The sequence below is a fragment of the Psychrobacter sp. ANT206 genome (assembly GCF_056880555.1).
In genome coordinates this window covers 1,716,217-1,740,299 of sequence record NZ_CP096271.1, presented here as the reverse complement: position 1 = coordinate 1,740,299, position 24,083 = coordinate 1,716,217, and the positions used below count along the sequence as shown (strand labels likewise).

The following is a 24,083-nucleotide window of genomic DNA, read 5'->3' as shown; positions in this document are numbered from 1 at the left end:
AGGCAAAGTGTGACTGGCAGTTGGCGTGGAAGAAGGGCTATATTTAGCAGAAGACTTAAGAAAATCGATAATTATAGGGCATTTAACCGATTAGATGATAAAAAAAGTAACTTGTCGGTAATAAAGTAACGTTAATATAAAAATAATGAGGATAAGTGTTAATAACGAATAAGTCGCTGCCAATTGGTGACGATAGTTTAGCTTGCTTGCTTAAAATTTGATAGTATCGATAAAACGTTTTTAGCGGTGTTTGTTGCAATGATCGAAATAACAAAACAAGTTTATAGGCAAATCCACAAGCCTATTATTGCACTCTGTATTTGTGCCAGCATTATGAGTGCCCATGCCGCTATTATTAGTGATAATAGTGAGCGCCGTATCCAAGTACGTCAGGGTAGCAGTGTGAACAACAGCAATGCTAATACCTATATCACGCCATCTGCACAAAGAGCGCCTTATAATGCAGGGGTGACTATTTTAAGCGGATCAAGTGGCGATAGTATGCAAGGACTTATTCAGCAAAAGCAGCGTGAGTTTGAATTTGATGCCAGCTTATCAATAGAAGAGAACAAACGTGTCATTACCAATAGAAGTACGCCGCGTTATAACACCACCTATAGCACAGGTAATAGCAATTACAATGATTTTATCAGCATGGATTTTAATACTTGGCTCAACAGTAATAGTTATCGCGCAAGCCAAGTAGCAAACTATCAGCGCTATTTAAGCGCGCGTGTCGGCGCTCGAAACGTACCGCCTTTGTCACAGCTACTGACCACCGCTCGCAGTTGGGACAAATGTGGCTATGAGCCGTATCAGCTGCCTCCTCAGGAGCTGTGGTCAAACATTGTACCGACATTGCAGCTATATAGTCAGCTGAAAAGCCAAGGGATTCTGCCAGCAAACAGTGAGATACGCTCGGTATATCGTAGTCCCGGATTAAATGACTGCGCAGGCGGCGCGAGTAGTAGTAAGCATATGACAGCTGGCGCGATTGATATTTGGGTGCCAGATTATGAAAGTAGTCCATGGCAGCTGAGCCGAATGCAAGACAGCTTATGTGAGTTTTGGCAATATCAGGGTCAGTCGCACAATTTTGGTCTAGGATTATATTCTACGGGTGCTATACATTTAGATACCGATGGTTATCGTAAATGGGGCTTTAATCATGCCAGTAGCAGCTCTGCCTGCCGCTACTGACGATAATTCTAAGATAGAAAAAAGCTCAGCCCGTATATATATAATGGGCTGAGATTTTTTATAGCACTATGAAAGATAAATTAACTATTTAGCCGCCTTCTTATCCCAAGGATTGACCTCACCAACGGTCACAATTAAGAAGTCATTAGGCTTTAAGGTATCACGCAGGGTCTGATTCACCTCTGCTAATTTGACTTGTTCGATACGATTGACATAGTTGCTAAGATAGCTTGTTGGTAGCTGATAAAAATTCATCATACCAAGCAAACCATTAATACCAGCGTTACTGGCAAAACCCATTGGGAAGCTGTTTTTTAAATTATCCGTGGTCAGCTTCATCTCAGTACTAGTAATACCATTTTTTAACGTGTCATTAATAACGTCTAAGCTAGCATCAATCGCAGCACGAGCCTTGTCATTGCGCGTCGAAAAACCTATCTGATATGGTCCGCGTGTCAGCATCGGACTCATCGAGCCTGAAATACCATAAGTATAGCCAAGGTTTTGTCTGATTTCCGTCATCAGTCGTGCATTAAAATCGCCCCCTGCGAGCACCTCGTTGCCAACGGCAAAACTGGTTTGCTTTTGCTGCGCTTGCGGATCCGTTGCACGCTTATCACCAAGTTGCCCCATCAGTACTGTCGTTTGAGTGCTAGGAAAGGGAATATGAATATGCTGAGACTTCGTCAATGGTTTTGGTTCAGGCAGAATAGGCGCTGCTTGACCAGTAGGTAAACCCGCCGTGATGTTTTCTGCCAGTTTTTTGGCTTGCGTTAAAGTGAGATTACCTGTCATAGAAAGGCTAGCGTTGGCGGCAACCAGATAGCGATTTTTAAAGTCTATCAGCTGTTGTTTTGTGATATTAGGTACTGTTTCAAGGGTGCCAACAGAAGGATGAGCATAAGGATGGCCGCCATAGAGTGCTTTATCAAAAGCAAGGCTGGCAAGGCTGTTTGGGTCTTGTTTTTGCTGCTGCAAGCCGACCAATAAACGGGCTTTATTACGAGCTAGAATTTGCTCATTAAAACTTGGTTCGGTGAGCATTTGGGTCATCAAATCGATGGCAGGTAATAGATGTTTATCGTCAGATAAACTGCGTAATGAGACCGTAAACATATCTTTATAGGCACTGCTGCCTAGATTGATACCTAAGGTTTCAACCGCGCGAGTAAATTCATTTTCATCTAAACGTTTGGAGCCTTGTTCGAGCATAGTCGCTGTCATATTGGCGATACCAAAACCTGTGCTACTGATACTGCCATCGCGCGCGCTACCAGCATTAAAACGTAAATCGATGTCGACAATGGGTAATGCCGTCGTCGGTACAAAAAGTACTGGCACACCCGCTTTGGTCTTAAACTGTTGAATCTTTGGAACGGTAACTTTTAAAGGCTTGGCATTATCGAGGCTAGTCAGCTTAGACAACGCAGCAATAGGTGCATTAATATCGACTGCAGATGCCTGAGTACGATAATCCTCACCAGTAATGCCATCAGCCTGCGCGGTCATGGTCAAAGTAGTCAGCCCCAAAAATAACCCCATGCTCAAATAGGGTAGTCGCTTAAATGTTGGCTTTATTGATGACACCAGAACAGTATTCTTTTTAGCATGGAGAGTAGGATTTTGAGTCATATCTTTCTTCTTATTAATAGTGTTTTAGTCATTGGTATTTTGAGTCATGATATTTGATAACATTATCCAATATTACAGTACCCTTATTTTTTCTTAACGACCTTTTTGACTGGCTCTTTAGGTGGGATAATATGCATGACCGTCAAATTGTCTTTGACCAAATACTTTTTACTAGCTGCTTGTATGTCTGCAACCGTTACGGTATCCATTTTGGTGGGTAGCTGAGCAAGTAACCTATCATCGAGACCGATAGATTGTAGTGAGCCAATTATACGCGCTTGACCTTCCATGCTGTCTTGCGCGTATACCAGACCAGTGACCGTATTGGTTTTGGCGCGCTCAATTTCATCGGTGGCAATTGGATCGGTTTTAAGCTTTTCTATTTCAGAGAGGATAGATTGCTGCGCTTGCGCTAAGCTGACGCCTTCACGCGGAGTCGCTTGTATCAAAAATAGCCCGTCGCCTCGATCTAATAGATCATAAGACGTACCCACTGTGGTCAGGAGCCCTTGCTCGCGTACCAATCGACTCTCAAGGCGCGCTGACAAACCGCCATCCAATACGTCTTGCGCAAGCGATAGTGCATAGGCTTGTTTTTCATTGCTTGCATCTGTTGTCACAAGGCTTGGCACGTTATAACCCATAAGCAATACAGGCACTTGTACTGCTTGCTCGGATTCTACTTGCTGATAACCACGAAAACCTTTTTGATTAACGGCAGAACGTTTTGGCAGCTTACTCGGTTTTAGCTCACCAAAGTAGCGCTTTACTTGGGTTAAGACTTCAGTGGGCTCAACGTCGCCAACAATAACCAAGGTGGCATTATTTGGTGCATACCATATTTTATACCAGTCTTTTAAGTCTGAGAGCGTAATCGATTCAAGCTCATTCATAGGTCCGATGACTGACTCGCCTTTGGGGCTATTTGGCAAGGCCAGCAAACGAAATGACTCATAAGCCTTGGCAAGTGGATTATCATCAGTACGTTGACGGCGCTCTTCCATGACAACTTGATGTTCTTTAGCAAACTCTTTTTCGTTAAATACCAAGTTTTTCATCCGATCTGCTTCAAGCTCAAGTGCTAAAGGAAAACGGTTAGCAGGGAACAGCTCGTAATAACCCGTATAATCATAGCTAGTAAAGGCATTATTGACGCCGCCAAACTTAGCAATTAAGCGTTCATAATCAGCGCTTGAAACGTTACTAGTGCCTTTAAACATCATATGCTCAAGCACATGCGAGATACCACCTTTATCGAGTGGCTCATCTGCTGAGCCTACCCGATACCAAATCTGTGTCATCACCACAGGCGCACGGTGGTCTTCTTTGACGATTATTTTTAGACCATTTTCCAACTGATATTCATGGCGACCAGACATATCCATAGTCAGCGCTGATGATGGCTGAGCGTCCTTGGTAACTATGTTTTCAGGCACTGGATTCTTGACCGCAGTCACGGAATTGGCGTTAATGGTACTGGTTTGACAAGCGGCAAGTGTGGTCGCCATGGCTAAGGCAGATGCAAGACGTAAAGAGAGTGTGGTTCGAGATAAAGGGACAGACATGGTATGTTCTACTTATATAAAAGGGAGACTTTTAAACGGGCAGCTTGTAAATGGATGAGAGTGTATAGTAAGTTCAATGTAAAAGAGTTACGTTCAGAATAGCATTATGCTGGGATAAATTTCTCTCGCTTGCTGTGCACTTAGCACTCCAAAGGCTTCGCAAAATTTATCCCAGCAGTACTGTGTTCTTTTTAAATTGAATTGACTACATATCTATTTTCATCATGGTACTGATACTTATACCATCATAAAGATTTGTGCGCACCAACCATGACACTGGCAGTCGGCTTGAATTCTTGAGTCGTGTTACAACCTGTCGCTGATAGTGCCATCGTCGCCAGTAATAAAGTAGCAGTGATATGGGTGATATTTTTATAATGATTGGATAAAGACAACATAAGACATTCCTAATATAAGTAAGAAGCATGGAGATAAAGGCTATAAATAGGTATTTAATTAGCTTTGCTAAGAGTAGGCGAAGTTTGCCATCGCAAAGGTCAGATTTATGTGTCCAAACCTTAAGCGAAACTTGCTCAATGAGTGATCTTATTTATCATCTTTTTTATGTGAGAGGTTTAATGTCGCTCTTGCATCACTGGATGATTTTTGCCATTTATAAGCAATCTAGGATGCGAAAGGCTGAGCTCAACTTGAATTATGCTAAACTAGACTAAAAATAATCTCTGCATTGAATCATAGAAAACGGACAATACAACGATATACAGATCCGGTTTTACCATAAACACATTACTGATACTGATGAACTTTAGGGCAAACTTATGAATAACCCCAATAATAGCAATCGTGTGGTCATTAATCTTGACAGCGGACTTGATGAATTAGATGACGATGATATTACCTTACCCAGTCTGTCAGTGCAATCTGTCCCTATTATCGATGCGCCTGAAAGAAATGAGGTAAGTAATAGTGATGAGCCAGTAACGCCTACAGTCAATAAGCAAGTATCAAGCACCGATGCAGCCGAGAGCATTGCTCTAGGCGCGCCTATCCTTATGACGCAAAAGGAGAGTCATACAGACAATACCTCAGAGAGCTTTGCAAATACCAATGAAACAGAGAAGACAACACCAGCTGTCTCTGGATCAAAAATCCCTACTATGCCCTTACAAGCACAATTAGGGGATCTGCCAAGCGTTACGCCTAGCAGTGCAAGTAGCATTAATAGTAGTAGTAATCAAGCGTCTTCTGAGCCACAGCAAACGATTCCAGTAGAGTCGCAAGCAAATAAAGCGTTGCAAGAGGAACAAGAAAGCAGCAAAAAAGGCAGCTGGTTTAACCGGATGAAAACCGGTTTAAGTAAGTCGCGTAAGAACTTAGCCGAAGGGATGGTCAGTATCCTTATTGGAGGCAAAGAGATTGATGATGAGCTATTAGAAGAGGTTGAAGACCAACTGTTGGTGGCTGATATCGGTGTCAATGCGACCAATCGTATTATCAAAAGCCTTACTGAGCAGACAGATCGCGGTGATTTAATCTACGCGCATTCATTATACAAGGCATTACAGACTGAATTGGTCGATATCTTAACGCCGAAAGTTGCGCCGCTTATTATTGATAGCAGTAAAAAACCATTTGTGATTTTAGTCGTAGGCGTGAATGGCGTAGGTAAAACGACGACTATCGGTAAACTTGCCAAACGTTTGCAAGGCGAGGGTAAGTCTGTGATGTTAGCAGCAGGGGACACTTTCCGCGCAGCAGCGACTGAACAGCTGCAAATCTGGGGTGAGCGTAATCATATTCCAGTTGTGGCGCAAGGTCATGGCTCTGATAGTGCATCAGTTATCTTTGATGCCATGCAATCTGCTAAAGCAAAAAATATTGATGTGTTAATTGCTGATACGGCAGGGCGCTTGCAAAATAAAACCCACCTGATGGCGGAGCTCGAAAAAGTCGTACGTGTGATGCGCAAGGCGGATCCAAGCGCGCCACATGAAGGCATGATTGTGCTTGATGCTGGCACAGGTCAAAATGCCATTAATCAAGTGGAATTATTTAATAAAGTGGTACCATTAACCGGAATCACGATTACCAAACTAGACGGGACTGCCAAAGGCGGTGTGGTCTTTAATATTGCCGAAACGACAGATGTGCCTATTCGTTATATTGGCGTAGGTGAGTCGATTGATGATCTTCGCGCCTTTAGTCCAAAACAATTTGTCGCCGCGTTGTTTGAAACTGATGACAAAGAATAGCGCTCAACAGTTTATTTTAGCCAATACTCAAGTCTTGAAAATATAACGATTTGAAAAGGAGTAGTCATGATAGTCACCACAGCCGCTTTTGGATCTAATCAGTTAACATTAATTGCGAGTGTCAATGAGCATAGCAGTCCTGAGCTGGTTGAGGTCAATTGGCTGCTGGCAGGTGACTCTTGGCACAGCTCAAAATCTATTCCCAAGCTTAAAAAGCATTATGGTATTGACGATCAAAGCTTCACATTCATAGATAAAGACAGCCTAAGCAAAAATAAACCTACTCAAGCATTATTAATAGAGGCCATAGCACAATTAACGGAGTATTTTAACGGTGAGCGTCAAGCGTTCGATTTGCCATTAGATATTAGCTTAGGAACGAAGTTTCAGCAGCGAGTTTGGCAAGCATTACAAGATATTGGTTATGGCGAGACGATTAGCTATGCAACGCTGGCACAAAATGTAGATAGTCCCAAAGGCTTTCGTGCGGTTGCGAATGCCAATAGTAAAAACCCTTTTAGTATTATTGTTCCGTGTCATCGTGTTATTGCAAGCGACGGCAAACTTGGTGGTTATACAGGCGGCTTAGATAAGAAAACGCATTTGTTAGCGCTTGAAGGCGTCACGTGTAAAGCTTAGTTTGAAGTAATTGCTCGTCACATATTGCTGAACAAAAAAGCCAAACGCTAAAAACGTTTGGCTTTTTTAATACAAAGCACAAAAATTATTGCTCAAGCTGTGCCATGACTTCGTCTGAAAAATTGACGTTGCTATAAACTTCTTGCACATCATCGATATCTTCTAACATATCAATCATCTTCATGACTTTTTCGGCATCTGCAACGTTGTCTATTTCAGCACTGGTTGATGGCGACATGGTTACTTCAGCATTGTCAGAGACTAAACCAGCAGCATTAAGCGCGTCTTTAACATGACCGAAATTTTCCCACTCAGTGATAACCAGCAAGCTTTCGCCATCATTTTCGATATCAAGCGCGCCTGCATCTAATGCCACTAGCATGACTTCATCTTCTAAACTTGTGTCATTAAAGCTTATTTCACCGCGTTTATTGAATAGGTAAGCCACAGAGCCAGTAGTACCAAGATTACCATCATTTTTGGTAAAAGCATGGCGTACTTCACTGACTGTCCGATTGAGATTGTCAGTCATGGTTTCGACTAATACGGCGACGCCGCCGATGCCATAACCTTCATAGCTGACTTCGTCCATATTGTCATTGTCATCACCGCCTGTACCACGAGCTACCGCACGATTGATGGTGTCTCTTGTCATATTGACGGACAGGGCTTTTTCAATGACCGCACGTAGGCGCGGATTCTTATCAGGGTCAGGATCACCTTGCTTGGCAGCAGAAACAATTTCACGAATAATTTTGGTAAATACTTTACCTTTTACCGCATCCTGACGGGCTTTACGGTGTTTGATATTTGCCCATTTTGAATGGCCTGCCATATGACGTCCTTAAGTATTACGAGTGATGTATTGTACAGCTAAAACATTTATTGGTAAAAATTTTTTATAGCTACAGCAGTTTTATTACCTGATTGCGCTGTTAAGTGATCTGTCGCTAAGTTAACGATTTGTATGTTGTTAATAGCGCTTTTTTGCTACACTGCTATGTTCTGGCTTTTGACCCGCTATCGATTATTATCGTAGTGACGGATAGCAGCCGATAACCACATTACTTTCAATATTATAAACCACTTTCACGTATTTTGACCAATCTTAGCTTACGCATATACGCCTAAGTTGTCCGGTTTTAGATATCCATTGATCCTATGATTTGATTGACTTTATGAAGCAGCCGAATACCGAAGCCGTTACTCATTTGCGTAACCGCATTCATATTATTATTGAAGGTACAGATACTCGTTTGGGTAAGCTGTTTGATATTGTATTGTTGATCGCGATTTTGGCCAGTGTGGCGGTCGTGATGCTCGATAGCGTGCTCTATATGCGCTTGCAGTATGGCACGCTGTTTTTGTATGCAGAATGGTTTTTTACTATTTTGTTTACGATTGAGTATATGCTCAGGTTGTTCTCAGCACCCAATCGTTTTCGTTACGTGTTTAGTTTTTTTGGGATAGTGGATTTATTGTCCGTACTACCGAGCTACTTAAGCTTAATGTTTGTGGGCGTACAGTACTTACTTGTCATTCGTATCTTACGTATTTTACGTATCTTTCGGGTACTTAAGCTTGAAGCCTATATGCAACAAGCAGGGTTTTTGGCGTCTGCGCTTAGAACCAGTCAGCAAAAAATCACGGTATTTTTCTTGTCACTGGTGTTACTGGTCACCATTTTCGGCTCGATTATCTATGTCGTAGAAGGACCAGAAAACGGCTTTACCAGTATTCCGCTATCTATCTATTGGGCAGTTGTTACTATGACGACGGTTGGTTACGGCGACATGTCACCAAAAACACCATTGGGGCAAGCCATTGCAACCATGGTCATGATTACAGGTTATTCAATCATTGCTGTACCGACAGGGATTTTCACCTCAGAGCTTGCACGTAATATGCGCCCGCAGCTCAATCCTGTCACGTGTCCGAACTGTGGTAAATTTGGTCACGCAGTAGGTGCGGATTTTTGTGACCGCTGTGGACATGCCTTGCATGTATAACCAATACTAAAACTTGTCCTATATATTTATAGCCATTTAACGCTCTAAAAACCTATATATTCATGTACCAGTGGCGACAAATCTATCGTCACTCCTAGATTGACTAGGTTCCAGTATTGTCCTGATATAGTACGGTCGAGCATCATCGTAGAGGCTGATGGTTGAAACTGTCCAAAGTATTTCAAAGAAGTGCGCATTTGGGCGATGGCTTCATGATGGGTTTGACTGCTTGCAAAATCAAAATCACCGTCTTGATAGGGTTTGATAGATAAGGGTTTCAGCCCAATCTCTAACCATTTTCCATAAAACTCGCCCGGTACGATTTTATCGTCTTCACGGCGTATATCAAGAGCAACCAAATCTTGCTCAAGGGCAGTGACATCACCTTTTAAGGCATGCTTGGCAAATCGGCGAAATAATTGAACTTCGCTGTCGCTATAGCTACGAATCCCGCCAAAATCATAGACAACCACACTGCCATCAGCACGGAACGCAAAGTTGCCCGGATGAGGGTCGCAGTGCATTCGATATAACCCAAACAGCTGCCCTGCAGTAAAATGAAACAAGCGCACTGCGATTTTCTGCTTAATATCATTATCCCACGTTGCTGCCACTGTTAAGGTTTCGCCGCTCTCTTCTGTCAAGGTCAAGATTCTTTTAGAAGAGTGACTGCTAATCACTTTTGGGATAATGAGACCCGTATCTTCGACATGAAAAGCGCCAAATACCCGCAGATTATGCGCCTCTTTAATATAATCAAGCTCATCATGTAAGCTTTGGCGAATTTCGTGAAATAATTGCTCTTGCAATTGCTTACTCATATTGAGCACGCCAGCGATTTTTAGTGCCATACGGACTTGTTTTAGGTCGCTATCACAATTTTTGTCGACATCAGGGTATTGCACCTTAACCACAACCCTTTGCCCAGATGGCAAAATTGCGCGATGTACCTGTCCGATGGAAGCTGCAGCAAATGGTATTTCTTCGAATTCAGTAAACAATTCATGAATAGGTGCTTTGAGCTCACGTTCAACTTGTGTGCGTATCTGCGCATAGGGCATCGCCGGTGCATCTTTTTGTAGTTTCTCTAATGCGGTTGCAACTTCAGGTGGAAACACATCTTTATATTGCGAGGCAATTTGACCTACCTTCATGACCGCACCTTTCATCTCACCTAAAGTTTCAGCGATTTGAATACCGACATCTTGCATCAATTCTGAGCGCGCTTGTAGGCGTTTTTCTTCGTCACTTGAGAGATGCTTTAGGGAGTTTTTAGCTGCTTTTCCAGCAATACTTGCTGTCATACCAGCAAGTTTCATAAAGCGCGTTCCGGACGATTTTGCCATGCCTATCACCATATAGTGGGGTATTTAGTGGGTTAGTATCTAACCCCTAATATTATTATTTTAATCGAATGAATGCTGTTTAACTACTGTGCTAAAAGTATCGCAATAACGGTTTGTGTAGTACTTGTCGCAGTAATTTTTGTCATGTGTTCGGCAGTATTGTTTAGATAAAAACCTTAACGCCATTAAACTACTTATTCAGTGTTATTGCATAAGTATGGGTCAGCCAATAATCCAATGCCATATCATAGCCCAAATGTCCCAAACCACAAATCACGCCAACCGCTACATCACATAAATAAGAATGCTCGCGAAACGATTCACGGGCGTGGACGTTAGATAAATGTACTTCTATAAATGGCTTTTGGGTAGCAAGTAGCGCATCGCGTATCGCAACAGACGTATGAGTAAAAGCAGCAGGATTGATGATTATGGCATCGATCTGTGCGCTTGGCTCTGCCAATAGACCGTAATACTGAATATCATCGACCAGTTTGCCTTCGTGATTCGACTGACTACAAATTAGCTCAATACCATGTGCCGCGGCGCGCTTGATTAAAGCACTCTCAATATCAGCAAGCGTCATATGACCATAAATATCAGGCTCACGTTTGCCGAGTAGATTTAGATTGACACCATTAATCAATAATAGCTTATGAGTAAGGGTTTTATTGGCTTTTTTATGGGAAGCAGTGCTGGTCGTTGCTGATTGAGATGAGGCGGTCATAATGGTCTCTATGAGTAGCAATGAATATGTCTAGATAAATTATTGGTGAGTATAAGCGTACTACAATAACAGGTGTTAGGGAACATAGCGCTCTCTATCCTTTTATATTAACAGCTTGCAAGCTGACTTATAAAAAAATAATTCTAAAAAATAGATCAAGGTATAAAAATGATATTAAAAGCCTTTGTGTTGCTAAAAACCCGTGTTATGATATTTTTTACACAATAAACATTACATGTTTGTTGCTAACTCTAGTTTTAGTTTCTATCAAAGACTAGAGGCAGTAAAATGACTATATGCTAAATACTAAAAGTAAGTATAAGGCTTTCATATTTCGCTAATACTATATTAGATAGTCACTTTTAAGTTTTGATTTCATCATCTTGGTACCCGTTTATATGCAATGATGCAAAGGAATTTGGGACTAAGTAAACTTTTTAGGAAGTAATATTATGTCAGCTCGTGAGCAAGGTATCGTTAAGTGGTTTAATGACTCAAAAGGCTTTGGTTTCATTCAACGTGATAGCGGAGAAGATATTTTTGTGCATTTCCGCGCGATCCAAGGTGATGGTTATCGCTCTCTAAAAGACGGCGAAAAAGTTGAGTTCAGTGTGGTAGAAGGTGATAAAGGCCTACAAGCTGAAGAAGTCAGAAAAGTAGAAGAGTAATCGTAACAGTCATTCGTGCAGTTTAGCTATAATGTCTGTACAAACTACTGATATACTACTGAGTCAAGCTCGTCCTGTCTTACTTATGTTGATTTTAACGCAGCATACTTGGTAAGCATCGACATGGGGCTTGGCTTTTTTATGCTTATCAGTTTTATAGGGCTTGGCTGTTGGCTAATGGTTGATATAAATCGTTAAGCCTTATAGCCTCTCATTTATTTATGATACACAAGCGATTTATATAAAAGGATATTTTTTTGAGTAACTTTACGACGTTTACGGATTTGCCACTTTCAGCAGCGACCTTGCGTGCAGTAAGTGACTTAGGTTTTACTGAATTGACGCCGATTCAAGCAAAAATACTGCCGCATACGCTGGCAAACCAAGATGCGATCGGACAGGCGCAGACGGGTACGGGCAAGACGGCTACATTTTTATTGACCATTATGGAGGCGTTACTTAAGCGTCCATTTGCTGCTGATGAAGAACGTCATTTAGGTGAGCCACGTGCTGTCGTTATGGCACCTACCCGTGAGCTTGCTCAGCAAATATTCGATGACTGTATCGCTTTGACCAAATATACTTCTTTGCATAGCGTCTGTATTATGGGTGGCACCAATTATGAAACCCAGCAGCATGAGCTTGAGCGTCAATACGTCGATATATTGATTGCTACACCTGGTCGTTTGATTGATTTAATGCACAAAGGTATGGTTTATCTTGATCGCGTAGAAGTATTAGTATTAGATGAAGCAGACCGCATGCTCGATATGGGGTTTATACCCGATATCAAACGCTTAGTCGGTCGCATGCCGCCTAATACCGACCGTCAAAGTTTATTGTTTTCTGCTACCTTTAACCAAGATGTGATGGGTTTGGCTTATCGCTGGTTACATGAGCCAGAGTTTGTTGAGATTGAGCCTGAGCATAAAACCAGTGAGCTGGTAGACCAACATTTTTATCTCTTAACCGAAGATCAGAAGCTAGAAGCGGTTGAGCGTATTATCACGGATAGTACGGTAGAAAAGGTCATTATTTTTGCCAATCGTAAAGACCAAGTAAAGCGCCTATATCATAAGCTGCGTCAGGGACATAAAATTGTCATGTTATCAGGCGATGTGATTCAGCAAAAACGCGAAAAATATTTACAGCGCTTTAAAGATGGTCATGCCTCTGTTTTGGTCGCGACCGATGTAGCAGGGCGCGGTATTCATGTAGATGATGTCAGCCATGTGATTAACTATACCTTACCAGATCAGCCAGATGACTATGTACATCGTATTGGTCGTACTGGGCGCGCCGGGCAAACCGGTATTAGTATTAGCTTTGTCAGCGAAGATGATGCCTTTAATATACCGGCATTAGAGAAGCATTTGGATACGAAGTTTAAGCTTGAACAGTGGCAGCCTTAAGTACTTAATATTTAGAACTCAGCCAATACATTATTCATCAAACTATTTAAAATTGTTGACTGATAAAAAAAGCCCTTGATAAATCATTAAGGGCTTTTTTTATGCATGTAATATTGGTTATAACATTAAGCAATTATCATTGATTAGTAATGCTATTCCATCGTCTCCGAGTCATTATTCATATTGTGCATACTGTGATCCATTTGGCTCATATCATGGTGAGTCGTATTATCCGTATCAGTCATCATCATAGTATCACCATGCGCCATGCCCATGCTATGACCGCTGCCATGATCACCATGCATACTGGACATGGCGATAGGAACGAAGACCACAGCCAAACCTGATAATACCATCACAGCACCATTAAGCTGTCTTAAGCGAAAACGTCCAATCTTATCCCGTAACCAACCAACGGTCTCATGAGTAGCGACTAACATCGGTACGGTTCCTAAACCAAAGACGAACATCAAGGCAGCACCGCTGAGAGGGTTGTGCGCGACCACAGCGATAAGTAGGGCGCCATAGACTAAGCCACAAGGTAAGAATCCCCATAGAAGGCCGGCAGACAATGCTCGCGGAAAAGTGTTGAGTGGAAATACTTTTTGACGAATAGGGCTTAGGTATTGCCAAAATCGCATACCAAAACGCTCAAGTCTCTTTAAAAATGGTGCACCAAGCATGGTCATGCCGACGAACACCAATACCAAACCAAGCAAAATACGCGGTGCACTATTGCCTTGCATCAGTGGTTGCAATACGGCAGTACCTAACAGTCCTGCGATCAAACCCAAAAATGCGTAGCTAGTTAAGCGACCGAAATGATAGGTCGCCACCAATGCACGGCGCTTGGCGGGGCTGACATCCTTCATCGACAGACCAAAGGCAGTTACTAAGCCGCCACACATACCTAAGCAATGCGGTGAACCAAAAAAACCCATTAGTAATGCCGCAACGAGTAAAGCTGTGGTCATGGGAAGGTACTCCTAAAAATGGTAAAAGGCGTACCGACTTATCACTGTCTTATGCAGATAGAATAAGTGGGTAACGCATTAGTAAAATAGCCCAAGGCTATGTTTTTGAGTTCTTGTCTGTATCAGAGAGAGGAGGGGTGACAATATGCGCATTATTTAGCTTATTAGATTCTTTTTCAATCGAAGTAGTAGCGCTCACTTCTTTTACTTCTTGAATAGGTGTTACATTTTCTTGAGCTTGTATGACTTGTCGACGTTCTTGACGATCATCTAAAATAATGCGCTGGGAGGCGTTATCCAAATCCTCGAATTGATTGGATTTGACCGCATAACGTACTGCCCAAATCGCGACCACAAACAGCATGAGACTTAATGGAATTAGTAAAAATATACTGAGCATGTCACATCTCTTTAATCGCAGTTTCTTTTACTATTATACACCTGTTGCCAGTGAGATGGTTGACCTGTAAGGATAAAGGGAAAAAGGTAGATAATTATGAGGGTATGTTTCTAAAATTGAGGTATAGACTCTAGTCGTCAGTAGTTTTGGCAACTTTACCTCTTGGAGTCAACAGCTGCTGCGATGTCACTTCTTTAGCTTGGCGACAATTTGCTTGAGGTCGTATCACATCGCGTAAATAGGCGGCAACCTCATAAACTGCCCGCCTAGAATGGCTTAAGTTTTGTGCTGGCTCCATCCAGTCACGTATGACGGGTAAGGGGGCATTAATCGCCGTGCTATTGATACCGTTTAAGGCAAATTGTCTGCGAGCACGTGCCATATGGTAGCTGTCGGTGATGAGATAGACATGATGCAGAGGGATACGTTTTGCCGTAAATCGCGCATTCTCGCAAGTATTCATACTGGCATTTTCGCTGATTAACCCATCAATACCATGCTCAATCAGCCATTGACCAAGCCAAGGCGCTTCAGCACCACTGAGTACAATGGGCAGAGGAAGGTCGTGATAGGCTGTAGCGGCAGCACGGGCACGATTAAGGCTATAGCGATTGAGGATAATTTGATTGTTATTATCATTGGTCAGACCGCCACCCAATACCACATAAGCGGTAGGCGGCGAGCTCATAGCAACAGGTGGCATTTTTGGTAATGGCAGATGAGCCAATATATAGACTACTGCTTGAGAAAATAGCGGCGTGAATAAACTGATGAGGACTAAAATAACTGTCGTTGCACCCAGCAAAAACGTGGCATTGATAATACGAAACAGCTTGATCATACGCTCAGCTGAACGTAAATAATGTCGCCATAGGCGATTAGACCATGACTGCTTAGACCACATGCTCATCGTATCCAATGGAGCCATCGGCATTTACCCATACTGGCTCACGCGACAGTTGAATCGCAAATTTCTCATAGACAGTATCTATAATATATTTTTGAGCAGCGGCGACATCTTGTTTGGTAGCAATATACGGCGCGTGATTGGTCAATACTAGCGCTTGCTGCTGATGAGTAAAAATAGGCTCTATACCGCCGCCCTTTAGACCCGCTTGTTCGATAAGCCAGCCGGCTGCCACTTTAGTCATTGCGTCAGGCATTGGGTAGCCAACGATAGTAGGATAGGAGGATTGCAGCTCGATAAATTGATCTTGAGGGACAATAGGATTTTGAAAAAAGCTGCCGCAATTTGGTAATTGCTTCGGGTCAGGCAGCTTTTGCTGACGAATCTCAATGATGGCATGCATTACATCAGCGGGCGTCGGTTTGGTGCGACCTTGCTGTGTCGCATAGCTCTGTGCGACGGTCTGTACATCGCCATAGCTTGCCAGCACCTTTGTCGCATCAGTATGCAATCTAAAACCCACACGGCTGATTAGCCACGTATTCGGCTGACGTTTAAACATACTATCACGGTAGCCAAACTCGCAGTCGACCGTGGTCAAATCATGCCACGTTTGACTTGGCAAATGGTAAGCACGTACAGACTGTAAGCAGTCCTCTAGCTGAACACCATAAGCGCCAATATTTTGTATGGGAGCGGCGCCCGTCAGACCAGGTATGAGGGCAAGGTTTTCGAGTCCATACCAGCCTTGAGCGACCGTATGTACCACCAAGTCGTGCCAGTTTTCACCTGCCATTACCTCGATATCGACATGAAAGTCTGTTTGCGCTGTCACCTGTATACCACGCATTTGTGGTCGTAAGACAATCGCATTGAGCTTGGCTGGTAATAACACATTACTACCACCGGACAAGACAAATAATGGCTTTCTATGCTGAGTATCTTGCTCATAATATGCCATAAACTCATCAAGTTGCACCTCATCCGTTAAGGTAACTACAGAGTCAGCCATACATGCCAAAGCCATGGTATTGCTATGAGACAAATCAGCTAAGTCATCAGATAGAGTATGTGGTGCAATGGGTTTAGAGCATAAAGCTGAAGTCATAACATAGCCTATGGGGCAAGTAAACAAAAAGTCATATGGTATTTATTATAAAGGATGCTAGGTATAAAGGTAGCAAAAATATAGCGCCTTATGATTACTATATCTTCCAGCTTTCAATCCAAGCTTGTGCACTTGATTCGATACGCTCGATTACCTCTTCAAAAGCATCGCCATCACCAGTATATGGGTCTGGCACATCATCACCGCCGTAAGTGGGATCTTCTTCACTAAATAAAGCCAATTTGGCTAATTTTTTATCGGTATTTGTTATACCATTTTTAATACTCTGCAAGTCTGCTAAATTTTGTGCATCCATCGCCAAGATTAAATCAAAATCGCGAAAGTCATCAGCACTGACTTGGCGCGCGACCAATTTATTGATGTTGTAACCATGAGCTTTAGCGTGACGCTGTGCGCGCTCATCAGGTGCATGCCCAATATGCCAATCTCCAGTTCCCGCTGAATCCACCTTCATCGACAGCCCTGCGATCGCTGCTTGCTGACGAAAAATCTCTTCAGCAGTTGGTGAACGGCAGATATTCCCCAAACAGACCAATAATACAGATGACGGAGTAGATGCTTTAATTGGCATATGATGACCTTTTGTCGCAATAAAAAAACATGCTATCAAAATCAACACTAAAAATGTGATTTATAAGCATGCTATAGGGTGTAAGTTAATGGGTGATAGCGTAACGGTTAATACCTTGAATGGCAAGGGCAGAGAGTAAACAATAGGGTCAGCAGTTCATGCATACCCGCTAGCCGTATTATTATTTAAGATGAGGTGCTGTTATTACTGATCTTACCAACAGAGCTAATCTTGTTTGCTTTTAAAACGATGTAAATCACGGCGCTCTTTTTTATTGGGTTTGTTGTCTGGACGGGCAAGGTTAGCAAGTTTACGCTGCTCAGCATAATAGTCACGGCGAGCGATGCTTTCTTCGGTTTCTGAATACAATACTTCAGCTGCTGTTGCGCTACCGCGTTGCGCCGTTAGTGCTTCAACAACGACTGTCTTTTCAGTCATGGCAGTGGCTGAGCCTTGACGAATCTGCAATTCATCGCCAACAGTAATCTCTTTACTGGTCTTTGCGCGGCTACCTGCGTAATGTACGCGCCCGCTTTCGATGGCTTCTTTGGCAAGAGTGCGAGTGCGGTAAAAGCGTGCAGCCCATAACCATTTATCAAGACGCATACGAACAGCATCAGGATTGCTATGACTGGGCTGATTGTGGTTTTTATTATGTTTACTCATCAAAACCTCATAGATATCAATAACGTAAGATTATAATGGTGGTATTTTTAATAATTAAAAGAGCATTGAGCGATTAACATCGTTTTTGTCATTGAAGTTATTGACACCACTGCTGTTCACAGGGGATGCCGTCATGGTTATCATCCATTTTTGTATTAGGACAGTGCTATAAGATTTAAGTGGCTTCTGTGCATTATGTCATTTGGGAGCAATGCTTTCGGCCACTGATGAATTGATAGTCTATGTTTAGTTTTATTTCAAAAACAACTGATAACCAACATTATCATTAAGCATGGTGCAGTCGTAACCGATATCGAGCAGCGCATCTTGTAGTTGGCGAGAGTTACCCTCAGAAGCTTGTAAACCGACCAATACTCGACCTTCAGCAGCGCCATGATTGCGATAATGAAACAAGGTAATATTAAAATCGTCACCCAATTTTTCTAAAAAGGTCAATAAAGCACCTGGACGTTCTGGGAAAGTGACTTGTAATAACTGCTCATTTTCAACATGAGCATGGCCACCAATCAGATGACGGATATGGGATTTGGCGACATCGTCATCGGTCAAGTCGTGTGCTGTATAGCCATCAGCTACCAATTGCGTACGGATGGTTTGACGCTCTTTGTCACCTTCTTTTAATGCAATCCCAACGAATATCGCCGCAGGTTCCATAGAATCAGGTGATTTTTTACTATCAGCACGGTAATTAAACTCAGTAATATTACGACCGTGTAGGCTACGACAGAAGTTTAAGAAAGCGCCAGTCTGCTCAGGGATCGTTACGCCAAAGATGGCTTCTTTTTTCTCACCAATCTCAGTACGCTCAGCGATGTAGCGCAAGCGATCAAAATTCATATTGGCACCGCAAATGATGGCGACGCAGTTTTTGCCTTGTAGGTTATGAGCCTCGATGTATTTTTTCATACCAGCAACTGGTAGCGCGCCAGCAGGCTCAACGATACTACGGTTCTCTTCAAAGATATCTTTGACAGCAGCGCAAACTTCATCATTGGTACAAGTGACGACTTCAGGATCGACGACAGGACCGGACTTATCGCTCTTCTGCATACGAACAATATCAAATGGTAATTCGCCGATTTGGGCAACTGCCACACCATCGACGAACAGTCCCACTTGTTCAAGTTTGACTCGCTCATTAGCTTCAAGCGCCGCTTTTAGTGACGCTGATTGGTCGGCTTCTACAGCGATGACTTTGACATGCGGAGCAACTTCGCCCAAAAATGCAGCGACGCCAGAAATCAGACCACCACCACCCACTGCTACAAAAACGTAATCCATATTGCGCCATTGCTGGGTGAGCTCAAGCCCGATGGTGCCTTGTCCGGCAATCACCAGCTCATCATCATATGGTGGGATAAAAGTCAGACCTTCACGCTCAGCGCGATCAATGGCATAGCGATTGGCTTCATCAAAGCTATCACCGTACAAGTCGACATTGCCGCCAAGTGCTCTGACGGCATCTACTTTGATATCAGGAGTAGTGGTTGGCATAACGATAATGTTATTAAGAGCAAGTTTACGAGCAGAGTAGGCAACCCCTTGGGCATGGTTACCTGCCGATGCGCAAATCACGCCACGTGCTTTTTGCTCATCATTTAATTGGCTAATGCGATTATAAGCGCCGCGCAGTTTAAAGGACTTTACCGGTTGCAGGTCTTCACGTTTAAAACGAATGTCATTAGTAAAACGTTGGGTCAGTTTGGGTGCCGCTTCAAGTGGTGTTTGAATAGCAACGTCATAGACGGTGGCTTGCAAGATGGCTCGTACCCAATGTGACAGCATAATGATTCCTAAACTTGTGAATGTATGAATGAAAAAGTGCGGTGAATTATAAGTAAATAAGCAAGTCGCTATCAGCGACAAAAAATGCAGAGAATGATAAAAATCAAATAGATTAGCCTATGCTGATTTTAAACATGTTGCAAGACACAATTACAGTTTTTGCGGTGGTTTAGTCATTGATGTTTATTAAGTCAAATAAAATTATCAACAAAAACAGTTTTTTTGCTTATTTATCCAAAAAAACTTGAGTCATTTCCATATGTCTGTATTATTAGACATATGGAAATGACTCAAGCTATCATAAGTTTTGCCGCCCTCTCACAAGAAACCCGTTTAAAGGCATTTCGACTGCTGGTCAGTCACGAGCCTTTAGGGTTACCTGCGGGTGAAATTGCGCGCCAACTGTCTGTACCACATAATACGATGTCCACACATCTTTCGGTGCTGGCACGAGCAGGATGGGTGATATCAGAGCGCCAAAGTCGCCAGATTATCTATCGTGCTTCTTTATCACATATGCAGACCGTCATTGAGTTTTTATTACAAGATTGCTGCTCTGGACATCCAGAGCTGTGTGCGGCTCTTGTTAATAATTTAAATGGTTGTTCAACCGATAGTCGCGGTGGCATTAATGAGCTGGATGATGTTGAAAACCACCCCTATTGTTAAACTGCTATCAATCAAAAACATCCCAATTCTATATTCATAAAAAATAGGTGAGATTACTATGACATCTTTGATTTTTCACAACCCAAAATGCGGTACTTCTCGTAATACCTTAGCTATTATGCAAGCGTCAGGGGATAATCCAGAGGTGATTGAATACCTTAAAACACCGCCGAGTCGCGAGTATTTGGTTGAGCTGTTGGCAAAAATGGCTCTCTCACCACGAGAGCTGTTACGCAGTAAAGAATCGATTAATGATGAGCTGGGTCTAGACAACCCTGCGGTATCTGATGATGAGATTATCGATGCCATGATTGACCATCCTATCTTAATCAATCGTCCTATCGTAGTCACAGATAAGGGCGCGGCATTGTGCCGACCATCGGAGAGAGTGTTTGAGTTACTAGAGAACCCCGTGAGTAGCTTCACTAAGGAAGATGGGGAAGTGATTTATCATGGCAAATAATACAGCAGATTTGAATGTGGTCGATTTAGATAATTTGCCCAATATTGATTCAAGTCTTATTCATCCTATCGATATTGAGTCTTTAATAGGCGCAAGTGACCCACGCCATGCGCCAAAAATACTGGTGTTATACGGCTCATTGCGCACGCGTTCATTCTCAAAGTTGGCAGCCGAGGAGGCGAGTTGTCTATTGCGCTGGTATGGTTGTGAGGTGAAGATGTTTGATCCATCTGGCTTGCCATTACCGGATGCTGTTGATGCAGACCATCCTAAAGTGCAAGAGCTGCGTGAGCTTGCGCAGTGGTCAGAGGGTATGCTGTGGGTCAGTCCCGAACGTCACGGAAGTATGACCAGTATCATGAAAGCGCAAATCGATTGGATCCCGCTGTCATTGGGCGGCGTCCGACCAACTCAAGGCAAGACTTTAGCGATAATGCAAGTCAGTGGAGGTAGTCAAAGCTTTAATACGGTCAATCAGCTGCGTATTCTTGGGCGCTGGATGCGCATGATTACTATCCCAAATCAGTCGTCTATTCCAAAAGCCTTTTTGGAATTTAACGATGATAATCGCATGGATAAGTCGCCTTTATATCTGCGCCTTGTTGATGTTTGTGAGGAGTTAGTGAAGTTTACCTGGCTTACTCGTGGACGCTCAGCCTATCTGACTGATCGCTATTCTGAACGGGTTGAAAGTGCTGAAGAAGTATCAAAACGCGTCAATCAAAAATCGATTTAATTTTTAATTCTAAATTGACCTAATATCGATTGGATACTTATTCAATAAAATAGGCTAAATCAAGTAGGCTTTATGAAGCGCTTGCTTGAATAAGTGTCACTAAGTTTTCTTAAGTAAGTTTGTTTAAGTAAGGTTGTTCATGCTCGCATTGATTATTTTTATCGTTACTTTAGGGCTAGTAATATGGCAACCTAGAGGTTTAGGCATTGGTTGGAGTGCGATGGGTGGGGCGTTGGTCGCCCTAGCTTTTGGTGTGGTGCAATTATCTGATGTCGGTGTCGTGTGGGACATCGTTTGGGATGCTACCTTTACCTTTATCGCCCTGATTATCATCTCTCTTATCTTAGATAAGGCTGGGTTTTTTGCTTGGGCAGCACTGCATGTAGCGAGATTGGGTAATGGACAAGGGCGTCTATTGTTCCCTATGATTGTGATATTAGGCGCTTTTATTTCTGCGTTTTTTGCCAATGATGGGGCGGCATTATTACTGACCCCGATTGTGATTGCGATTTTATTACGGTTAAATTTTTCGCCGCCATCTGCATTGGCATTTATCATAGCGACTGGTTTTATTGCTGATACTGCAAGTTTGCCATTGGTCACATCTAACCTCGTTAATATCGTTAGTGCTAACTACTTTGATATTGGTTTTGGACGTTATGCTTTGGTTATGGTACCAGTCAATATTGTCTCTGTACTAGCAACGCTAGCGGTGCTATGGATATTTTATGCACGCCACATTCCAACACACTACTCGATGGCGGACCTTAGCCTACCTGAGTCAGCGATCAAAGACACCTTGGTTTTTAAAGCTGCTTTTCCGCTACTGGCTTCGCTGCTAGTCGCTTATTTTGCGACAGAGTCGCTTGGTATTCCTATCTCGCTCGTTACTGGCGCAGCTGCATTACTGCTCATGGCGATTGCAGGGCGATTTTGGCAAGGCGGTCGTGGGGCGGTGATGTCCGTGCCTGATATTGTGCGTAGAGCACCTTGGCAGATTGTTTTATTTTCTATCGGCATGTACTTGGTTGTTTATGGTTTGGGTAATGCTGGATTAACTGCCTATGGTGCTCAGATCTTGAATTGGTTAGGGCAACAAGGCAATCTAATAGCGACTTTGGGCACAGGATTCCTCTCTGCTATCGTGGCATCTATTATGAATAACATGCCCTCTACCTTGATAGGCGCACTAGCGATTGATAGCGCCCAAGTACCAGCCGCCACTCGCGAGCTGATGATTTATGCCAATGTCATTGGCAATGATTTAGGACCCAAATTTACGCCTGTGGGCAGTCTTGCGACTTTACTATGGCTGCATGTATTGGCAGAAAAAGATTATAAAATCAGCTGGGGGCAGTATATGAAGATTGGTCTGATTATCACCCCGCCAGTATTATTAGTCACCTTGTTAGCTTTAGTATTTTGGTTGCCATATCTGTCTTAGTCGTAAAAATTAACGTCATATCTTATTATTAGAGGTGCTATTACGCTGACATCACTCAAAGTCATCGGTTATAATAGCGGCGCATTTTACCTCTTTTACCCTTTACTTTTTTTTAAAGAGATACGTTTATTTTGCCAAGGACTTATGATGAGTGATCAGCAAGCACAAAAGCAAGCCGCCGCCCGCGCCGCCCTACGCTATATCGAAGATGATATGATACTTGGCGTAGGGACAGGAAGTACAGTGAACTGTCTGATTGAGCTATTACCAACAGTAAAGCTGGCTGGCGCAGTTGCAAGCTCGCAGGTGACAGAAGATAGATTGCGCGCACTTGGTATCGAGATTGTTGACTTAAATTTTGCCGGTCAGCTCGATGTGTATATTGATGGTGCTGATGAAGTAAACGCGCATTTGCAACTGATTAAAGGTGGCGGCGGTGCGCTCACGCGTGAAAAAATCGTTGCTGCGGCATCGAACAAATTTGTTTGTATGGTTGACGCTAGTAAAAGTGTTGAGATACTAGGACGTGAGTTCCCGGTGCCGATAGAGGTGTTGCCACAAGCCCGTTCATATGTGGCGCGCGAGTTGGCCAAAATGGGCGGTGAGCCTGTTTATCGTGAAGACTTTGTCACCGATTATGGCAATGTGATTTTGGATACTTATGATTTAGATGTCAGTAATCCAATAACACTTGAACAGCAGCTTAATAATATCGTCGGTGTGGTCTGTAATGGTATCTTTGCTGCCAATCAAGCCGATGTGTTGTTAAAAGCCAGCAGTAATGGGGTTGAAGTACTGACTCGATAATCAATAAGCGCTTGTCTATTAGACACTAACTTGGTTATCACATATTAAAAAAGGCAGAGCACAAGTTATGTGCTCTGCCTTTTTAATATCTATGATTGTA

24 protein-coding genes and 1 pseudogene are annotated in these 24,083 nt (G+C 42.9%); 11 read left to right on the top strand and 14 right to left on the bottom strand.

Annotated elements, in window-relative coordinates:
- The first annotated feature begins 333 nt into the window (after positions 1 to 333).
- A complete protein-coding gene (locus M0221_RS07245) occupies positions 334 to 1,200 on the top strand; it encodes a D-Ala-D-Ala carboxypeptidase family metallohydrolase (RefSeq protein WP_483283404.1) in 867 nt (288 codons plus the stop codon).
- An 84-nt stretch (positions 1,201 to 1,284) separates the two neighbouring features.
- On the opposite strand, the gene M0221_RS07240 is transcribed toward M0221_RS07245, so the two are convergent.
- From M0221_RS07240 to M0221_RS07230, 3 genes are all read right to left on the bottom strand, one after another.
- The gene (locus tag M0221_RS07240; RefSeq protein ID WP_483283403.1) at positions 1,285 to 2,832 is read right to left on the bottom strand and encodes a M16 family metallopeptidase; all 1,548 of its coding nucleotides are present in this window, start codon (positions 2,830 to 2,832) and stop codon (positions 1,285 to 1,287) included.
- Between the two features lie 83 nt (positions 2,833 to 2,915).
- Positions 2,916 to 4,397: a M16 family metallopeptidase gene (locus M0221_RS07235; protein WP_483283402.1), complete on the bottom strand. Its 1,482-nt coding sequence runs from the start codon at positions 4,395 to 4,397 to the stop codon at positions 2,916 to 2,918.
- Positions 4,398 to 4,642: 245 nt separating this feature from the next.
- Positions 4,643 to 4,795, bottom strand: a complete 153-nt coding sequence (locus tag M0221_RS07230; protein WP_483283401.1) for a hypothetical protein — start codon at positions 4,793 to 4,795, stop codon at positions 4,643 to 4,645.
- Between the two features lie 903 nt (positions 4,796 to 5,698).
- Between M0221_RS07230 and ftsY the strand changes: the two genes are divergently transcribed.
- Together ftsY and M0221_RS07220 are read left to right on the top strand one after the other, a co-directional pair.
- Complete coding sequence (gene ftsY, locus M0221_RS07225; RefSeq protein ID WP_223145334.1) at positions 5,699 to 6,610, top strand: signal recognition particle-docking protein FtsY; 912 nt, start codon at positions 5,699 to 5,701, stop codon at positions 6,608 to 6,610.
- A gap of 66 nt (positions 6,611 to 6,676) precedes the next feature.
- Positions 6,677 to 7,249 carry a methylated-DNA--[protein]-cysteine S-methyltransferase gene (locus M0221_RS07220; protein ID WP_483283400.1) on the top strand — a complete coding sequence of 191 codons (573 nt, stop codon included), beginning with the start codon at positions 6,677 to 6,679 and terminating at the stop codon, positions 7,247 to 7,249.
- A gap of 85 nt (positions 7,250 to 7,334) precedes the next feature.
- Here M0221_RS07220 and M0221_RS07215 read toward each other — a convergent pair whose 3' ends face one another.
- Complete coding sequence (locus tag M0221_RS07215; protein ID WP_011513810.1) at positions 7,335 to 8,084, bottom strand: YebC/PmpR family DNA-binding transcriptional regulator; 750 nt, start codon at positions 8,082 to 8,084, stop codon at positions 7,335 to 7,337.
- Positions 8,085 to 8,427: 343 nt separating this feature from the next.
- Between M0221_RS07215 and M0221_RS07210 the strand changes: the two genes are divergently transcribed.
- Complete coding sequence (locus tag M0221_RS07210) at positions 8,428 to 9,258, top strand: ion transporter (protein ID WP_011513809.1); 831 nt, start codon at positions 8,428 to 8,430, stop codon at positions 9,256 to 9,258.
- A gap of 44 nt (positions 9,259 to 9,302) precedes the next feature.
- On the opposite strand, the gene M0221_RS07205 is transcribed toward M0221_RS07210, so the two are convergent.
- Both M0221_RS07205 and aroQ read right to left on the bottom strand, forming a co-directional pair.
- On the bottom strand, positions 9,303 to 10,604 hold the full coding sequence (locus M0221_RS07205; RefSeq protein ID WP_483283399.1) for an ABC1 kinase family protein: 1,302 nt from the start codon (positions 10,602 to 10,604) through the stop codon (positions 9,303 to 9,305).
- A gap of 190 nt (positions 10,605 to 10,794) precedes the next feature.
- Positions 10,795 to 11,331, bottom strand: a complete 537-nt coding sequence (aroQ, locus tag M0221_RS07200) for a type II 3-dehydroquinate dehydratase (RefSeq protein WP_011513807.1) — start codon at positions 11,329 to 11,331, stop codon at positions 10,795 to 10,797.
- Between the two features lie 452 nt (positions 11,332 to 11,783).
- Here aroQ and M0221_RS07195 point away from each other — a divergent pair, with 452 nt between their 5' ends.
- On the top strand, positions 11,784 to 11,999 hold the full coding sequence (locus M0221_RS07195) for a cold-shock protein (protein ID WP_011513806.1): 216 nt from the start codon (positions 11,784 to 11,786) through the stop codon (positions 11,997 to 11,999).
- 257 nt (positions 12,000 to 12,256) lie between these two features.
- Positions 12,257 to 13,411: a DEAD/DEAH box helicase gene (locus M0221_RS07190; RefSeq protein WP_011513805.1), complete on the top strand. Its 1,155-nt coding sequence runs from the start codon at positions 12,257 to 12,259 to the stop codon at positions 13,409 to 13,411.
- Between the two features lie 152 nt (positions 13,412 to 13,563).
- Here the strand turns inward: M0221_RS07190 and M0221_RS07185 are convergent, their stop codons facing one another.
- From M0221_RS07185 to ilvA, 8 genes and pseudogenes are all read right to left on the bottom strand, one after another.
- Positions 13,564 to 14,385, bottom strand: coding sequence for a sulfite exporter TauE/SafE family protein (locus M0221_RS07185; protein ID WP_483283398.1), 822 nt, complete (start codon positions 14,383 to 14,385; stop codon positions 13,564 to 13,566).
- A gap of 97 nt (positions 14,386 to 14,482) precedes the next feature.
- A complete protein-coding gene (ccoS, locus tag M0221_RS07180) occupies positions 14,483 to 14,785 on the bottom strand; it encodes a cbb3-type cytochrome oxidase assembly protein CcoS (RefSeq protein ID WP_483283397.1) in 303 nt (100 codons plus the stop codon).
- 130 nt (positions 14,786 to 14,915) lie between these two features.
- On the bottom strand, positions 14,916 to 15,713 hold the full coding sequence (locus M0221_RS07175; protein WP_483283396.1) for a YdcF family protein: 798 nt from the start codon (positions 15,711 to 15,713) through the stop codon (positions 14,916 to 14,918).
- Positions 15,679 to 16,800: a UDP-N-acetylmuramate dehydrogenase gene (gene murB / locus M0221_RS07170; protein ID WP_483283395.1), complete on the bottom strand. Its 1,122-nt coding sequence runs from the start codon at positions 16,798 to 16,800 to the stop codon at positions 15,679 to 15,681. Before murB ends, M0221_RS07175 begins: the two co-directional genes overlap by 35 nt.
- A gap of 97 nt (positions 16,801 to 16,897) precedes the next feature.
- Complete coding sequence (locus M0221_RS07165) at positions 16,898 to 17,392, bottom strand: low molecular weight protein-tyrosine-phosphatase (RefSeq protein ID WP_011513800.1); 495 nt, start codon at positions 17,390 to 17,392, stop codon at positions 16,898 to 16,900.
- Between the two features lie 225 nt (positions 17,393 to 17,617).
- Entirely contained in the window at positions 17,618 to 18,058 is a 441-nt protein-coding gene (locus M0221_RS07160) for an RNA-binding S4 domain-containing protein (protein ID WP_483283394.1), read from the bottom strand.
- 97 nt (positions 18,059 to 18,155) lie between these two features.
- Positions 18,156 to 18,215: pseudogene (locus tag M0221_RS07155) on the bottom strand (excalibur calcium-binding domain-containing protein); the annotation flags it as partial.
- 95 nt (positions 18,216 to 18,310) lie between these two features.
- A complete protein-coding gene (ilvA, locus tag M0221_RS07150) occupies positions 18,311 to 19,864 on the bottom strand; it encodes a threonine ammonia-lyase, biosynthetic (RefSeq protein ID WP_011513798.1) in 1,554 nt (517 codons plus the stop codon).
- Between the two features lie 285 nt (positions 19,865 to 20,149).
- On the opposite strand from ilvA, the gene M0221_RS07145 reads away from it, so the two are divergent.
- The 5 genes from M0221_RS07145 to rpiA all read left to right on the top strand — a co-directional run bounded on the left by M0221_RS07145 (position 20,150) and on the right by rpiA (position 23,983).
- Positions 20,150 to 20,533 (top strand): ArsR/SmtB family transcription factor, encoded by a 384-nt coding sequence (locus M0221_RS07145; RefSeq protein ID WP_483283393.1) that lies wholly within the window; start codon positions 20,150 to 20,152, stop codon positions 20,531 to 20,533.
- A gap of 58 nt (positions 20,534 to 20,591) precedes the next feature.
- Complete coding sequence (gene arsC / locus M0221_RS07140; protein WP_483283392.1) at positions 20,592 to 20,996, top strand: arsenate reductase (glutaredoxin); 405 nt, start codon at positions 20,592 to 20,594, stop codon at positions 20,994 to 20,996.
- Positions 20,986 to 21,732: an arsenical resistance protein ArsH gene (gene arsH / locus M0221_RS07135; RefSeq protein ID WP_483283391.1), complete on the top strand. Its 747-nt coding sequence runs from the start codon at positions 20,986 to 20,988 to the stop codon at positions 21,730 to 21,732. Before arsC ends, arsH begins: the two co-directional genes overlap by 11 nt.
- 139 nt (positions 21,733 to 21,871) lie before the next feature.
- Positions 21,872 to 23,176, top strand: a complete 1,305-nt coding sequence (locus tag M0221_RS07130) for an arsenic transporter (RefSeq protein WP_483283390.1) — start codon at positions 21,872 to 21,874, stop codon at positions 23,174 to 23,176.
- Positions 23,177 to 23,323: 147 nt separating this feature from the next.
- Positions 23,324 to 23,983, top strand: a complete 660-nt coding sequence (gene rpiA, locus M0221_RS07125) for a ribose-5-phosphate isomerase RpiA (protein WP_483283389.1) — start codon at positions 23,324 to 23,326, stop codon at positions 23,981 to 23,983.
- Positions 23,984 to 24,083 lie beyond the last annotated feature (100 nt).